The following is a 14,594-nucleotide window of genomic DNA, read 5'->3' on the forward strand; positions in this document are numbered from 1 at the left end:
TGCGGAGCCGGTCGGGGCCGCGCATAGTTGCGCTGCGGAAGACGCTGGAACCGGGGGTGGGATGGGCGATGGCCGAGCACGGGGCGGAGGAGCACCCTCACGGTGCCGACCGGCTGTGCCCGGCCGGGGACCGCGTCTACTCCCGGGCCGTACGGCGTGGTCGCGTACCGCGCTGTGACGCGGAACAGGTGCCCTGCCTGCTGGAGTTGGCCCTGCTCCACCCGGACCCCGACGACATGGACTGGCTGGTGCCCACGGCACCGCAGGAGGTCATGACCCGGCTGCTGCGCGGCATGTACGACGAGGTCAGCGACAGTCAGCGACGGGTGGGCTCGGCGGTCGCCGCCTTCGAGTGGTACGCCGGTCTCGGCGGCCGGAGCCCGCTCGCGTCCGTCGGGGAGGGCTCCGCGATCCGGGTCCTGGACGGGCTCTCCCGCATCCAGGCCGCGATGGACGAGGCGACCGAGGCGTGCACCACCGAGGTCCTCACCGTCCAGCCCGGCGGCATCCGCCCCGAGGACGAACTCACCGAGGGACTGCACCGGGCGCTCGCCCTGCGCGGCCGGGGCGTTCGCATGCGCGATCTCTACACCCATGTGGCCCGGCACGGCCAAGGCCTGCTCAACTACCTGGAGTTGATGGGTGGCACGGTGCAGGCCCGCACCCTGGACGAGGTCATCGACCGGCTGATCCTCTTCGACCGCACGGTCGCCTTCATCCCGGCCAACGCCGACCGCACCCTCGCGCTGGAGCTGCGCCACCCCGCCCTCGTCGCGTACCTGGTCACGGTCTTCGAGCGGCTGTGGCGCCTCGCGATCCCGCTGACCGCCCCGCTCCCGGACACCGGCATCGAGGGCATCTCCCACCGGGAGCAGTCCATCGCCGCGCTGCTGGCCGAGGGCCACCAGGACGCCGTCATCGCGGAACGGCTCGGCATAAGCGTCCGCACCTGCCGCGCCCACATCGCGCGCCTGTCGGAGACCCTCGGCGCGGCGAGCCGTGCCCAGCTCGGCGTCCGCATCGCCCAGGTGGGACTGGTCGGACCGCCCCGCGCGGCCGACGGCGAGGGCCGCCCCCTCAGCCTTCCTGATCAAGGAGCCCCGACCGGCCGATGAGATAGCCGAGTTGCGCCCGGCTCTCGCTGCCGAGCGTGGCCGCGAGCTTGGCGACGTGCACGCGCGCGGTGCGGATGTTCATTCCGAGCCGCTCGGCTATCGCGGCGTCCGTGTGGCCCTCGATGAGGAGGGTGGCGATGGCTCGTTGGCGGGGGGTGATGCCGTTGAGGGTGGGGCGCTGGACGGCTTGGGGATACATCGGGGTGGCCAGGTGCCAGAGGCGGTCGAAGGCGGTGGCGAGGAAACCGACGATCGCGGGGTGGCGGATCTCCAGGGCGACCGAGCGGTCCTTGCTGGCGGGGATGAAGGCGACCCGGCGGTCGGTGACGATCAGCCGGTCGGTCACCTCGTCGAGGGTCCGGGCCTCCACGTCTCCGCTCAGCTGCTCGTAGCGGGCGATGACGGAGGGCGCGTTGCGCAGGGTGTGCTGGTAGAGAGTGCGGATGCGGCCGCCGCGGTCGAGGAAGTCCTGGTCGCGGGCGAGAGCTTCGGTGTGGATAGCGGGGAGCACATGGGCGAGCCGGTGCCCGGTATGCGGCTGGATGGTGAGGACCTCGCTGGAACTCTCCGCCATGGCCTGGCCGATGGCCCGCCCGATGCGGTCGTACCCGCTGAGAACACCGACCATGGACAACCCCTCGGTGCCCGAACGCCGGCCGTCGATCCGCATGAGCGGTTCGAACGCCTCCGCCAGCCGGGCTTCGCGCCGCCGCTCGTCCGCGATCCGCTCCTCGGTGCCGCGCAGCATCCTGTGCAAGGCCACGGCCGGGGCGAGCGGCTCCAGTCTGGTCAGGTCCGTGACCGCGGGATGCAGCAGGCCGAAGTCGACCAGGCAGGGTGCCGTCTCGGCGTCGGCGCCGCTCACATGTCCCTCGCGCAGGGCGCGTTCGTAGAGCTGCATCCCTGCCGCGCACAGGTCTTCCGCGCCGTGCTCCGGATGTGGTGCCGGGGTCACTGCGCCCCCTCTCCTTGGGACCCTTGGTGTCAGTCTTCCTGGTTCAGGATCCCCGACTGCGCGATGAGATAGCCGAGCTGTGCCCGGCTCTCGCTGCCCAGCGTCGCCGCGAGTTTGGCGATGTGGACGCGGGCGGTGCGGATGTTCATGCCCAGGCGGTCGGCTATCACGGCGTCCGTGTGGCCCTCGACGAGGAGGGTCGCTATGGCGCGCTGGCGGGGCGTGATGCCGTTGAGGGTGGGGCGCTGGACGGCTTCGGGGTACATGGGGGTGGCGAGGCGCCAGAGGCGGTCGAAGGCGGTGGCCAGGAAGCCGACCATGGCCGGGTGGCGGACCTCCAGGGCGACCGAGCGGTCCTTGCTGGCGGGGATGAAGGCGACCCGGCGGTCGGTGACGAGGAGCCGTCCGGTCACCTCGTCCAGGGTGCGGGCCTCCACGTCCCCGCGCAGCTGCTCGTAGCGAGCGACGATGGAGGGCGCGTTGCGCAGAGTGTGCTGGTAGAGGGCGTGCATGCGGCCGCCGCGGTCGAGGAAGTCCTGGTCGCGGAGCAGGGCTTCGCGATGGCGGTCCGAGGATTTACGGATGTGCGTGGGGTGGGGCTGGACGGTGAGCACTTCTTCGGATGCCTCGGACACGGCCTCGGTGATGGCATTGTTGATCTGGTCGAGCCCGCTCAGGACGTGGATACCCGGGGAGACGTCGGTGCCGGTGAGCCGTGCGTCGATCCGCATGAGTGGTTCGAACGTCTCGGCCAGCCGGGCTTCGCGGCGGCGCTCCTCGGCGATGCGGTCCCCCGTACCGCGCAGCATTCGGTGAAGGGCCGCCACAGGAGCGACTGGCTTCAGCCTGCTCAGGTCCATGGCCGTGGGGTACAGCAGGCCGAAGTCGACCAGGCAGGGTGCCGTCTCGGCGTCGGCGCCGCTCACATGTCCCTCGCGCAGGGCGCGTTCGTAGAGCTGCATCCCTGCCGCGCACAGGTCTTCCGCGCCGTGCTCCGGATGTGGTGCCGGGGTCACCGCGTCCCCTCCCTTGAGCTTCTTGGAGTCACTCTTCCTGGTTCAGGATCCCCGACTGCGCGATGAGGTAGCCGAGCTGTGCCCGGCTGCCGCTGCCCAGCGCCGTGGCGAGCTTGGCTATGTGGGCCCGGCAGGTGCGGACGTTCATGCCCAGGCGGCGGGCGATGGCCTCGTCCACATGTCCCTCCACCAGCAGTTTGGCGATGGAGTGCTGGATCTCGGTGATGCCGTCGGGAGCGGTCTCGTAGGGCGCCCCGGCGCTCAGCGCCACGGCGCGGTCCCACATGAACTCGAACACCTTGATCAGGTAGCGGACCAGACCAGGGTGACGGAGTTCCAGAGCGACTTTCTGGTCATCACGTATGGGGATGAAGGCGACGGTCTCGTCGCAGATGATGAGCCGCTCGACCACTCCGTCGATGGTCCGGTGTTCCACCTTGCCGTCGGAGAGTTGGCCCACGTACGCGAGCCTCTCGGGGTTGTAGCGGGCCGTGTGTGGATACAGGGTGCGGATGCGCACACCACGTTCGATCAGCGGCCTGTCCCGCTCCAGGCCCTGGATCAAGCTGCGCTCGGGTCGGTGTCCGCTCGGCTGGATCGTGAGCATCTCGGTCTGGCACTGGGTCGTGGCCAGGTTGAGAGCCGCGTTGATGCGTTCGCCGCCCTCCAGTATTGAGATCGAGTGGGTGGACGCCGTCAGCTGAGTGCCGAGGGCCATGAACGGCTCAAAAGCTTCGGACAGTTCGATTGACCGCCGCCTGCGCTCGGCTATCTCCTGCTCAAGGGGATTGAGCCGCTGGGTCAGGGCGACCACCGGTAGCACCGGGCGCAACCAGTCACGATCGTCCGGATCAGGTAGCAGTAGGCCCAGTTCCACCAGGCAGGGGGCTGCATTCGCGTCCGCGCGGGAGATGCGTCCGCTGCGTAGAGCGTCTGCGTAAAGTCGGCCACCTTCCTCACACAGTTCGGTCACCGCATGGGGATGTGTCGCTTTAGTTCGATCCATCACCAAATCTCCACCCCCCAGGGTCCTGAACATGCAGGAACATGATGCACTGATGCTGTGGCCATGACGTGCCTGAATGAGCCATCGTCTTACCCGACGGGGGAAAAGGGGACCTTCAAGTGAGGACGAAGCCGACTATGCGTAACAAAATGCTTCGCTCGGTACTTGTCGCCGCCTTCTCCGCCGTCGTGGCCATTGGAACGGTGAGTGGCCTGTCCGGTGCGAAGGGTGACAATCGGGCGGACAGTGTCTGGCCGCTGGCTCCGAAGGACCATGTGGTGGCGGACAGTGTCTGGCCGGCGGTGGTCCAGTCCGACGGAGCCGGGAGCTGACGACGTGACCACTCCACCCGACGACCGCTCGTTCCGCAGAGAGATGGCCACCGCCTACCGCTCCGGCTGGCACTTCATCGACCTGGTCACCGCGATCCCCCACGCCGGTGACTCCCTGATGGTGACGGTTTTCGGAGAGCCGGTCGTCGTGACGCGGGACGAGGACGAGGACGTACGGGCCTACCGGTGCCTGCGGCGGCCGCGCGGGGCTCCCCAGCCCGTGCGGTGTGCCATCCGGTACGGAATGATCTTTGTGAATCTGGACCAGCGTGACCATCGCCTGGTGGAGCCGGACGCCCCGGCCACCCGGACCATAGCCACCCCCCGCAGTGCCTGACGCGATTCCCCCGTCGTAACAGATCGCTCAGGTGCTTCCCCCCGCAGCGGCGTCACCGTGACCTGAACACGGTGACGCCGCTGCAGTTTGCGGGAAAAATGCCGACATGGGTGCCGGCCGCCCGTGTCAGGCCGTGTCGGGCCGTGGCTCAAAGTAATCGATCATGGATCGGTTTTTACCGACCGTCCGTGCTTTTTCCGCCGCCCGCGCGGGGCGCGAGCGTTCTCGGCCACCTTGTCCCATCCTGCACCGGGTCGTCGGCCCGGCCCGCCCCGTGGTGCCGGTCAGCCATGCCCCATGGCCCGCGTCAGCTCGATCTCGATCACCACGCGGTCCGGATTCGGGGCCGGCGTCCGCTCGTAGCGCTCCGCGTACCGCCGCACCGCCTCCGCCACCGGCTCCGGTTCCGTCCGGACGAAGGCCCGCCCCTCCAGCGTCGCCCACCGCCGCCCCGCCACCTGGCACACCGCCACCCGGGCGCCCTCGGGGCCGGCGGCGAGGACGTTGGCCACCTTCGTGCTGGACTTGTTCGCGATCACCCGAGCCGTCCGGGTCGCGGGATCGTATGTCACCCCGACGGGCACCACGTGCGGACTGCCGTCCGGGCGCGGTGTGGTCAGCGTGCACAGGTGCCGTTCCCGCCAGAAGCTGAGATACGGCGCGTCGGGGGCACCCGGATCCTGGGAGTGTCTGCTCATGGCCCGGAACCTAGCTCCTGAGGGCCTCCCGGACTCCACCTTGAGTGGAATAGACTCAAGTTTGTGTACGTTGGCCGAGTCAGCACTGGGAGTTGCGGCAGACCGCTGACGGAGACGTGACGGAGACGTAGGAGGAGAACGCGAACGTGGACGCCGAGCTGACCAACCGGAGCCGGGACGCCATCAACGCGGCCGGGAACCGGGCCGTGTCCGAGGGGCACCCCGACCTGACCCCCGCCCACCTGCTGCTGGCGCTGCTCCAGGGCCAGGACAACGAGAACATCGTGGACCTGCTGGCGGCCGTCGACGCCGACCAGGCCGCCGTGCGCGCCGGCGCCGAGAAGGTCCTCGCCGGGCTGCCCAGCGTGACCGGCTCCACCGTCGCGCCCCCGCAGCCCAACCGCGATCTGCTCGCCGTGATCGCCGACGCGCAGGCCCGCGCCCAGGACCTCGGCGACGAGTACCTCTCCACCGAGCACCTGCTCCTCGGCATCGCGGCGAAGGGCGGCCCGGCCGGCGACGTACTCTCCGGGCAGGGGGCCACCGCCAAGAAGCTTCAGGAGGCCTTCCAGCGAGCGAGGGGAGGACGCCGGGTGACCACAGCCGATCCGGAGGGCCAGTACAAGGCCCTGGAGAAGTTCGGGACCGACTTCACGGCCGCCGCACGGGAGGGCAAGCTCGACCCGGTCATCGGGCGGGACCAGGAGATCCGCCGGGTCGTCCAGGTGCTGTCCCGTCGTACCAAGAACAACCCGGTCCTCATCGGCGAGCCCGGTGTCGGCAAGACCGCCGTGGTCGAGGGGCTCGCGCAGCGCATCGTCAAGGGGGACGTGCCCGAGTCGCTGAAGAACAAGCGGCTGGTGGCGCTGGACCTGGGCGCGATGGTCGCCGGGGCGAAGTACCGGGGCGAGTTCGAGGAGAGGCTGAAGACCGTCCTCGCGGAGATCAAGGGCTCCGACGGGCAGATCATCACGTTCATCGACGAGCTGCACACCGTCGTGGGCGCGGGCGCCGGCGGGGACTCCGCCATGGACGCCGGGAACATGCTCAAGCCCATGCTCGCGCGCGGTGAGCTGCGCATGGTGGGCGCGACCACGCTCGACGAGTACCGGGAGCGGGTCGAGAAGGACCCCGCCCTGGAGCGCCGCTTCCAGCAGGTGCTGGTCGCGGAGCCCACCGTCGAGGACACCATCGCGATCCTGCGCGGCCTCAAGGGGCGCTACGAGGCGCACCACAAGGTCGTGATCGCCGACAGCGCGCTGGTCGCCGCGGCCAGCCTGTCCGACCGGTACATCACCTCCCGCTTCCTGCCCGACAAGGCCATCGACCTGGTCGACGAGGCGGCCTCCCGCCTCCGGATGGAGATCGACTCCTCGCCCGTCGAGATCGACGAACTCCAGCGCGCCGTCGACCGGTTGAAGATGGAGGAGCTCGCCCTGGAGAGGGAGACCGACCCGGCCTCCCGCGAGCGCCTGGAGCGACTGCGCCGCGACCTCGCCGACAAGGAGGAGGAGCTGCGGGGGCTGACCGCCCGCTGGGAGAAGGAGAAGCAGTCCCTCAACCGCGTGGGCGAACTGAAGGAGAAGCTGGACGGGTTGCGAGGCCAGGCCGAACGCGCCCAGCGCGACGGCGACTTCGACACCGCCTCCAAGCTGCTCTACGGCGAGATCCCCACCCTGGAACGGGACCTGGAGGCCGCCTCGCAGGCCGAGGAGGAGGCCGCCAAGGACACCATGGTCAAGGAGGAGGTCGGCCCCGACGACATCGCCGACACCGTGGCCGCCTGGACCGGCATCCCGGCCGGCCGCCTCCTGGAGGGCGAGACGCAGAAACTCCTGCGCATGGAGGAGGAGCTGGGGCGCCGCCTCATCGGGCAGTCGGAGGCCGTGCAGGCCGTCTCCGACGCCGTACGGCGGACCCGGGCCGGGATCGCCGACCCCGACCGCCCGACCGGTTCCTTCCTCTTCCTGGGCCCGACGGGCGTCGGCAAGACCGAACTGGCCAAGGCGCTCGCCGACTTCCTCTTCGACGACGAGCGGGCGATGGTCCGCATCGACATGTCGGAGTACGGCGAGAAGCACACCGTCGCCCGGCTCGTCGGCGCGCCCCCCGGCTACATCGGCTACGAGGAGGGCGGCCAGCTGACCGAGGCGGTGCGCAGGCGGCCGTACAGCGTGGTGCTGCTGGACGAGGTGGAGAAGGCGCACCCGGAGGTCTTCGACATCCTGCTCCAGGTACTGGACGACGGCCGCCTGACCGACGGCCAGGGCCGCACGGTCGACTTCCGCAACGCGATCCTGGTGCTGACGTCCAACCTGGGCAGCCAGTTCCTGGTCGACCCGATCACCAGCGAGCAGGAGAAGAAGGAACAGGTCCTGGAGGTGGTCCGCACCGCCTTCAAGCCGGAGTTCCTCAACCGCCTCGACGACCTGGTCGTCTTCTCCGCGCTGACCAAGGAAGAGCTGACCCGCATCGCCAGGCTCCAGATCGACCGCCTGGCCAAGCGGCTCGCCGAGCGCCGTCTCACCCTGGAGGTCAGCGACGAGGCCCTCGCCTGGCTCGCGACCGAGGGCATGGACCCGGCCTACGGCGCCCGCCCGCTGCGCCGGCTCGTGCAGACCGCCATCGGCGACCGCCTCGCCAAGGAGATCCTCTCCGGCGAGGTCAAGGACGGCGACACGGTCCGCGTGGACTCCTTCGGCGACGGTCTGATCGTGGGACCGGCGACCGGCAAGACGCTCTGACGGCCGGCCGTAACCCGCGGCGTTTCGGCCCGTCCCGCACTCGGCGGGGCGGGCCGACGTGTGTCACGAGGGCCGGCGGAATGATCACTTTCGGCCAACCACAGGAGTAACTCGCACACCTCCCGCCCCTCCGCTTCACGGAAACTCCATAGATCACGAAGTGGGCCGTACGGCAGGCGCGGCGTGCGGGGCCGTTCCGTTTCGGGCGTCGGTTCCCGGCCACCGCCCTAATTCCTCTGTCGACATGTCCATGCGGTGCTTAGAGTGACCGGGCGCCTGTGAGGTGGACCTGATCACTCCGGCCTGGGCGCACGCTTCACGGGGGAACGTCCACGCACATCACCTTTGCGCTGCCGCGCGCCCCCATGCCTGTTGTGACACTTCAGCAGAGAAGGAATGTGCATGCGCAAGCTCCTGACCGCAGCCGGTCTCGCGTCGTCCGCCGTGGCCCTGGGCGTCCTGATGGCCTCCCCGGCGGCCGCCTGGTCCGCCACGTCCCAGTTCGACGTCACCTTCCCCGGCGCGAAGCCGAAGACGACGTACATCGTGGACAACAACGGCGCGGCCAACCTCGACCAGGGCGACTTCCAGGCCAAGTCGGTCGTCTACTGGAAGCTGGCCGTCGACCAGATCGGCGACCACTCCACCCGCTTCACCAGCTTCAAGATCACGACGCGTGTCGAGGCGCGCCTCGGCCCGAACGAGGCCGACGAGGTCATCACCAAGAAGACCTGCGACCTGACCGCGATGGTCAACGACAGCCCCTTCTGGACCTACGACACCGCGAAGAACACCTGTGTCGCCCCGGGCCGTGTCTACGACGGCGAGCTGTACTGGTCCGCGGACGCCACGATCGTCTACGACATCGTGGGTGACGACAAGGGCGCCATCACCCAGGAGCTCCAGGGCACCGCGCTGGTCCACGGCTGACCCGTGCGGGTATGAGCGGCCAGATCCTGTCAGCCCAGGGCTGACAGGATCTGTCGGGGCTTGCCACCCCCCTCCCCGGATGGGGGAGGATGGCGGGATCCGTACGAAGGGAAATTCACGGTGACCATCGACCCGTCCTCGATTCCGAACTTCGGGGGCCAGCCCGAGCCGCAGCCCCAAGGACCGGCGGGCCCCGTCGTCCCGGATCAGGATCTTGTGAAGCAGCTCCTCGACCAGATGGAGCTGAAGTATGTCGTCGACGACGAGGGAGACCTCGCGGCGCCGTGGGAGCAGTTCCGTACGTACTTCATGTTCCGTGGTGAAGGGGACCAGCAGGTCTTCTCGGTGCGGACGTTCTACGACCGCCCCCACAAGATCGACGAGAAGCCGCTGCTGCTGGAGTCCATCGACGACTGGAACCGGCGGACCCTGTGGCCCAAGGTCTACAGCCACACCCACGACGACGGCACCGTCCGCCTGATCGGTGAGGCGCAGATGCTGATCGGCACCGGCGTCAGCCTGGAGCACTTCGTCTCCTCCACCGTCAGCTGGGTGCGCGCCGCCATCGAGTTCGACAAGTGGCTCGTCGAGCAGCTCGGCCTTGAGCAGGAGGTCAACGACGCGGAGAAGCCCGAGGACTCCGGCGACGAGGAGTAGGCCCGCAGACGCACGAGAGCCCGGCCAGGGCACCGGCCATCACGGTCGCGTGCCCCGGTCGGGCTTTCGTATGTCCGGACGAGCGCGCGGGGCAGTGGCATGGGCGGGAGGCCGGGGGCAGGGCGTATAGGCGAGCGGGGTGAGCGCGGTGCCCGTCCACAGGGTGTGGGAAACCGTTCCGCACCGCCGGACGAGTTCGCATGCCGTCGCCGTCGCCGTCGCCGCCCGCGGCTCCAGGGCGGCGTTCAACAGGCTCAAGGGTCAAGCGGCTCAGGCGAGCGCCTTGAGCCGCTTGACCGCCTCCTCCAGTACCTCGGTCCGCTTGCAGAAGGCGAACCGCACGAACGGGGCGCCGGCGTCCCGGTGGTCGTAGAAGACCGCGTTGGGGATGGCCACGACGCCGGCGCGCTCGGGGAGGGCGCGGCAGAAGGCGAAGCCGTCGCCCTCCTGGGAGAGGGCGGTGCCCAGGGGGCGGATGTCGGTGGTGACGAAGTACGTGCCGGCGGGGCGGAAGACCTTGAAGCCCGCTTCGGCGAGACCGGTCGCGAGCAGGTCGCGCTTGGCGAGCATGTCGTCGCGGAAGGCGGTGAAGTAGGTGTCGGGGAGGGCGAGGGCCTCGGCGACGGCGTACTGGAAGGGCCCGGAGGAGACGTAGGTGAGGAACTGCTTGGCGGAGCGGACCGCCGCGACCAGCTCCGGGGCCGCCGTCACCCAGCCGACCTTCCAGCCGGTGAAGGAGAAGGTCTTGCCGGCCGAACCGATGGTCACCGTCCGCTCGCGCATCCCCGGGAAGCCGGCGAGGGGCAGGTGCTCGGCCTCGCCGAAGACGAGGTGCTCGTAGACCTCGTCCGTGACGACGAGCAGATCCCGCTCGACGGCGAGCTCGGCGATCGCGGTCAGCTCCTCGCGGGTCAGGACGGTGCCCGTCGGGTTGTGCGGGGTGTTGATCAGCAGCAGCCGGGTGCGGTCGGTGACGGCGGCGCGCAGCTCGTCGAGGTCCAGGCGGAAGGAGTCCTCGTGCGGCCGCAGGGTCACCGGGACCCGCTTGCCGCCCGCCATGGCGATGCAGGCCGCGTAGGAGTCGTAGTACGGCTCCAGGGCGACGACCTCGTCACCGGGCTCCAGCAGGGCGAGCAGCGAGGCCGCGATCGCCTCCGTGGCGCCCGCCGTGACCAGGACCTCGGTGTCCGGGTCGAAGAGCAGGCCGTAGCGGCGCTGCTGGTGGGCGCTGATCGCGGTGCGCAGCTCGGGGATGCCCGGCCCGGGCGGGTACTGGTTGCCGTGGCCCGCGCGCAGGGCGCGGACGGCCGCCTCCCTGATCTCCTCGGGGCCGTCCGTGTCGGGGAAGCCCTGGCCCAGGTTGATCGCGCCGGTCCGCACCGCCAGGGCGGACATCTCGGCGAAGATCGTCGTCCCGAACTCGGCGAGACGGCGGTTGAGGTGGGGACGCGCGCTGGAGGTCATGCCGGTCATCCTGCGCCCATGCCCCGGGCTTCCTCAACTCGCCACCCGCCCCGCCCCCGGTACTCACAGCTCAGAAGTTGCTCAACTCTGCTTTGGGCCGTGACAGGGCCGGGCATCCCCCGTTCACGCAGCTGGTGAGGCGCCCACGGGGGGCCGCTTCGGGGGAGCTGCACGAAAGGAGGGTGACGTCATGCCCATGGCAATCGGCATCATCCTGCTGCTTCTGTTCATGGCCCTGCTCGTGCTGGGCGTCATCGGTTCCGGTCGCCGGCAGCGGTCCCAGCGGTACACGCGGTCGCACAGCCGAGGCAGCAACAACGGCAGTGGAAGCAGCGACAGCCACAGCCACAACAGCTGGTGGGCCGGCGGCGGCGACAGCGGCGGCTCGTCCTGCGGCTCCTCGGGCCACTCCTGCGGGGGCGGCTCGTCGTCCTGCGGAGGCGGCGGCGGGGGCGGATGCGGAGGAGGAGGCAGCTGACACGGGGCAGCTGAGCTCCCGGAAGGGGGAACCGCGTCCGGAACGGGGGAAGCGGGGGGAAGCGGGGGCGTGGTGAGCGGATCCGGACCTGGGCGTGGACCTGGGGCCGGACCGGTCACCACGCCCCCGCCGTATGTCACGCGGACGGGCGCGGTGTCCGGTTGGGGCGGGCGCGGGGTCCGGTTCGGGCGAGCGCACTGTTCAGTTCATACGCCCGCCGGCAACGGCTTGTGACGACCGCGGCACTGCTCCGGCGCACGCTCCGACCGCCCCGGCGCACGCCACGGTTGAACAGTTGAGCTGTGGAGCCCTCTGAGGGATGGAAACCCCACGAAGTTGGGTAAAAACGCTGTGGTGGCGCCACTGTTCATGATTCCCTCTAAATCACCAACGCGGCCCCTCGGCCGTCCCATCGGCGCCCTCCTTGACCCTGAGGGCGCCGGTGACGCGTCCGACTGGGCCGACCGGGCCGAACTCCCCGGTGCCGACCGGGGTGCGCCGGAACCACCACTCCCTTTCTCCCTTTCTTTGCGTGCTTGCGGAGCCGACCCATGCTCACGACCCTGAACACCGCTTACACCGACACGCGCGCGGCCGACCTCGCCTGGGCCCTGGGGCGCGAGCCCTTGCCCGCCCTGGCCACGCTCGATCTCGAACTGGCGTGTGCCAAGCTTCAGTTGAGACTCCTCGGCGCGTCCCACCAGGTGCTTCTGGAGGAGGAACAGGGCAGTTGTTCGGAGACGGTGGCCTGTATCGCGGGCAGCAGCACACCGCTGCCGCTGGGCGTGGCCAAGCGGGTCGGCGACTGGGAGTACGAGTTCGCCGCCCGTGTCGAGGTCCTCTCCCCGGGCCAGTTCGCCGGCCGAGCCCAGGAGTTGCTGGCCCTGGTCGCCGACCATCCCCACGGCCTGGCCGGCGTCTTCCCCGGCAGCCCGCACGCCTTCACCGCGATGCTCGCCCAGCGCCACGAGGGCCAGGTCCACTGGCGCACCTGGCACGCGTACCCGCAGGACGGCCAGTTGGTGGCCACCCGGTCCCGCGTGGGCGTGCGGACACCGACGGCACGACCCGTCCCGCGGCCGGTGTCCCTCAGTCGGTCCGGAGTGTGAGCCCGTCCGGAGTGCGAGGGGGTTAAACGCGGGGCGCCCAACTGACCGACAGTTCCACACGTGTGGGTGACGAAGCGTGCCGTCGCAGTGACGTAACGTCGCAGCGTGATCGAACCGCACGCGCCCGCCCCGCCCGGCACCACGCCGCCGTGGGCGGGCCCCGCGCGGCTGCCCGTCCGCCCCGGCACGGGCCGGTTCCTCGTCCTCGCCTGCGTCTTCGTCTGCGCCGCCTGCGGACTGGTGTACGAACTCGAACTGGTCGCCCTGGCCACGTACTTGATCGGCGATTCGGTCACCCAGGCCTCCGTCGTGCTGTCCGTCATGGTCTTCGCGATGGGCATCGGCTCACTCGCCGCGAAACGGCTGCGCCGGAGCTCGGCGGCCGCCTTCGGCGCGCTGGAGGCGGCCCTCGCCCTCGTCGGCGGAGGCAGCGCGATGGCCCTGTACGCCGTGTTCGCGTGGACCGGCGCCTGGGGCGGTGTGTGGGAGAGCGCCCCGCGCTGTCTCCTGGTCGCCTTCTCCCTCGCCATCGGCCTGCTCATCGGCGCCGAGGTCCCGCTGCTGATGGAGCTGATCCAGCGCATCCGGCGCCAGGACGCGGGCGGCGCGGTGGCCGACCTGTTCGCCGCGGACTACGTCGGCGCGCTGGTCGGCGGCCTGGCGTTCCCCTTCCTCCTCCTGCCGGCGCTGGGCCAGCTGACCGGCGCGCTGCTCACCGGCACGGTCAACGTCATGGCCGGCGGCGCGCTCGTCCTCGGCCTGTTCCGCGGCGACCTCACCCGCCGCGCCCGCCGGCTCCTGCTCCTCGCCAACCTCGTCGTCCTCGCCCTCCTCGCCACGGCCGCCGTCCTCGTCGACGACTTCGAACGGGCCGCGCGGCACGCGGTGTACGGCAAGGACGTACGGGTGGCGGTCCAGAGCGACGTCCAGGAGATCGTCCTCACCGGCGGCACCGACGGCCGCTCCCTCGACCTCTTCCTCGACGGCCGGCTCAGGGTCAGCGGACGCGACGAACACCGCTACCACGAGGCCCTGGTCCACCCCGCGATGAACGGCCCCCACGCGCGCGTGCTCATCCTCGGCGGCGGCGACGGCCTCGCCGCGCGGGAGGTGCTGCGGTATCCGGGCGTCGACCGCGTCGACATCGTCGAGCTCGACGAGGAGGTCGTACGACTCGCCCGCCACGACCCGGCCCTCGCCCGGCTGAACGGCCATGTCTACGGCGACGCGCGCGTCCATGTGATCACCGCGGACGCCTTCGGTGAGCTGCGCCGGACGCCGACGGCGACGTACGACGTGGTCGTCGCCGACCTGCCCGACCCGGGCATCACCGCGAGCACGAAGCTGTACTCGCGGGAGTTCTACGGCCTGGCCCGGCGGGTCCTGACGGACGACGGACGGATCCTCGTGCACACCGGGCCCGTCGCCACACGCCCGGAGGTCTTCTGGACCGTGGACACCACCATGCGCGCCGCCGGGCTGCACACCGTCCCCTTCCGTGTCGGCGGCCGCGCCTTCGCCTTCGCGGCCGGCCCCGACCGCACGACCGGCGCGTCCCGGGCCGCCCACGACTGGGGCTTCGTCCTCGCGTCCCCCACGGCCCGCCCCCCGCTGCGCCTCGCCCCCGGAGAACCGCGCCCGCGGACGCTCACCCAGGCGGCCCTGACGGCCGACGCACGGGCGGCGGCGCGGACGCGGGTGGAGGGGGCGCCGGTGTCGACGCTGGTGCATCCGCGGTACTGAGTGTCTTGCG

The 14,594-nt window shown here is 70.5% G+C and carries 13 protein-coding genes; 8 read left to right on the forward strand and 5 right to left on the reverse strand.

What is annotated here, in order from left to right:
• Positions 1–68: 68 nt before the first annotated feature.
• Positions 69–1,115, forward strand: a complete 1,047-nt coding sequence (locus SLINC_RS24425) for a helix-turn-helix transcriptional regulator (protein ID WP_067437020.1) — start codon at positions 69–71, stop codon at positions 1,113–1,115.
• On the opposite strand, the gene SLINC_RS24430 is transcribed toward SLINC_RS24425, so the two are convergent.
• From SLINC_RS24430 to SLINC_RS24440, 3 genes are read right to left on the reverse strand one after another with little or no spacing between them, the layout of a single operon-like run.
• Positions 1,078–2,070 (reverse strand): helix-turn-helix transcriptional regulator, encoded by a 993-nt coding sequence (locus SLINC_RS24430; protein WP_067437023.1) that lies wholly within the window; start codon positions 2,068–2,070, stop codon positions 1,078–1,080. The genes SLINC_RS24425 and SLINC_RS24430 overlap by 38 nt on opposite strands.
• A gap of 29 nt (positions 2,071–2,099) precedes the next feature.
• Positions 2,100–3,086: a helix-turn-helix transcriptional regulator gene (locus tag SLINC_RS24435; protein WP_067437026.1), complete on the reverse strand. Its 987-nt coding sequence runs from the start codon at positions 3,084–3,086 to the stop codon at positions 2,100–2,102.
• A gap of 28 nt (positions 3,087–3,114) precedes the next feature.
• Positions 3,115–4,125, reverse strand: a complete 1,011-nt coding sequence (locus SLINC_RS24440) for a helix-turn-helix domain-containing protein (protein WP_079164698.1) — start codon at positions 4,123–4,125, stop codon at positions 3,115–3,117.
• A 303-nt stretch (positions 4,126–4,428) separates the two neighbouring features.
• Here SLINC_RS24440 and SLINC_RS24450 point away from each other — a divergent pair, with 303 nt between their 5' ends.
• Positions 4,429–4,761 (forward strand): Rieske (2Fe-2S) protein, encoded by a 333-nt coding sequence (locus SLINC_RS24450; RefSeq protein ID WP_067437036.1) that lies wholly within the window; start codon positions 4,429–4,431, stop codon positions 4,759–4,761.
• Positions 4,762–5,045: 284 nt separating this feature from the next.
• Here SLINC_RS24450 and SLINC_RS24455 read toward each other — a convergent pair whose 3' ends face one another.
• The gene (locus SLINC_RS24455) at positions 5,046–5,459 is read right to left on the reverse strand and encodes a pyridoxamine 5'-phosphate oxidase family protein (RefSeq protein ID WP_067437039.1); all 414 of its coding nucleotides are present in this window, start codon (positions 5,457–5,459) and stop codon (positions 5,046–5,048) included.
• 146 nt (positions 5,460–5,605) lie between these two features.
• Here SLINC_RS24455 and clpB point away from each other — a divergent pair, with 146 nt between their 5' ends.
• The 3 genes from clpB (at position 5,606) to SLINC_RS24470 (ending at position 9,790) form a co-directional block, all read left to right on the forward strand.
• Positions 5,606–8,203, forward strand: a complete 2,598-nt coding sequence (gene clpB / locus SLINC_RS24460; RefSeq protein WP_067437043.1) for an ATP-dependent chaperone ClpB — start codon at positions 5,606–5,608, stop codon at positions 8,201–8,203.
• A 402-nt stretch (positions 8,204–8,605) separates the two neighbouring features.
• The gene (locus tag SLINC_RS24465; RefSeq protein ID WP_067437046.1) at positions 8,606–9,133 is read left to right on the forward strand and encodes a hypothetical protein; all 528 of its coding nucleotides are present in this window, start codon (positions 8,606–8,608) and stop codon (positions 9,131–9,133) included.
• 120 nt (positions 9,134–9,253) lie between these two features.
• Positions 9,254–9,790: a YbjN domain-containing protein gene (locus tag SLINC_RS24470; RefSeq protein WP_067437049.1), complete on the forward strand. Its 537-nt coding sequence runs from the start codon at positions 9,254–9,256 to the stop codon at positions 9,788–9,790.
• Between the two features lie 270 nt (positions 9,791–10,060).
• On the opposite strand, the gene SLINC_RS24475 is transcribed toward SLINC_RS24470, so the two are convergent.
• A complete protein-coding gene (locus SLINC_RS24475; protein ID WP_067437051.1) occupies positions 10,061–11,263 on the reverse strand; it encodes a pyridoxal phosphate-dependent aminotransferase in 1,203 nt (400 codons plus the stop codon).
• A 181-nt stretch (positions 11,264–11,444) separates the two neighbouring features.
• Between SLINC_RS24475 and SLINC_RS24480 the strand changes: the two genes are divergently transcribed.
• From SLINC_RS24480 to SLINC_RS24490, 3 genes are all read left to right on the forward strand, one after another.
• Positions 11,445–11,732: a hypothetical protein gene (locus SLINC_RS24480; RefSeq protein ID WP_225988376.1), complete on the forward strand. Its 288-nt coding sequence runs from the start codon at positions 11,445–11,447 to the stop codon at positions 11,730–11,732.
• Positions 11,733–12,283: 551 nt separating this feature from the next.
• The gene (locus tag SLINC_RS24485; RefSeq protein ID WP_067437054.1) at positions 12,284–12,841 is read left to right on the forward strand and encodes a DUF2617 family protein; all 558 of its coding nucleotides are present in this window, start codon (positions 12,284–12,286) and stop codon (positions 12,839–12,841) included.
• Positions 12,842–12,946: 105 nt separating this feature from the next.
• Positions 12,947–14,584: a polyamine aminopropyltransferase gene (locus SLINC_RS24490; RefSeq protein ID WP_067437057.1), complete on the forward strand. Its 1,638-nt coding sequence runs from the start codon at positions 12,947–12,949 to the stop codon at positions 14,582–14,584.
• Positions 14,585–14,594 lie beyond the last annotated feature (10 nt).

Source organism: Streptomyces lincolnensis (assembly GCF_001685355.1).
Lineage (GTDB): Bacteria > Actinomycetota > Actinomycetes > Streptomycetales > Streptomycetaceae > Streptomyces > Streptomyces lincolnensis.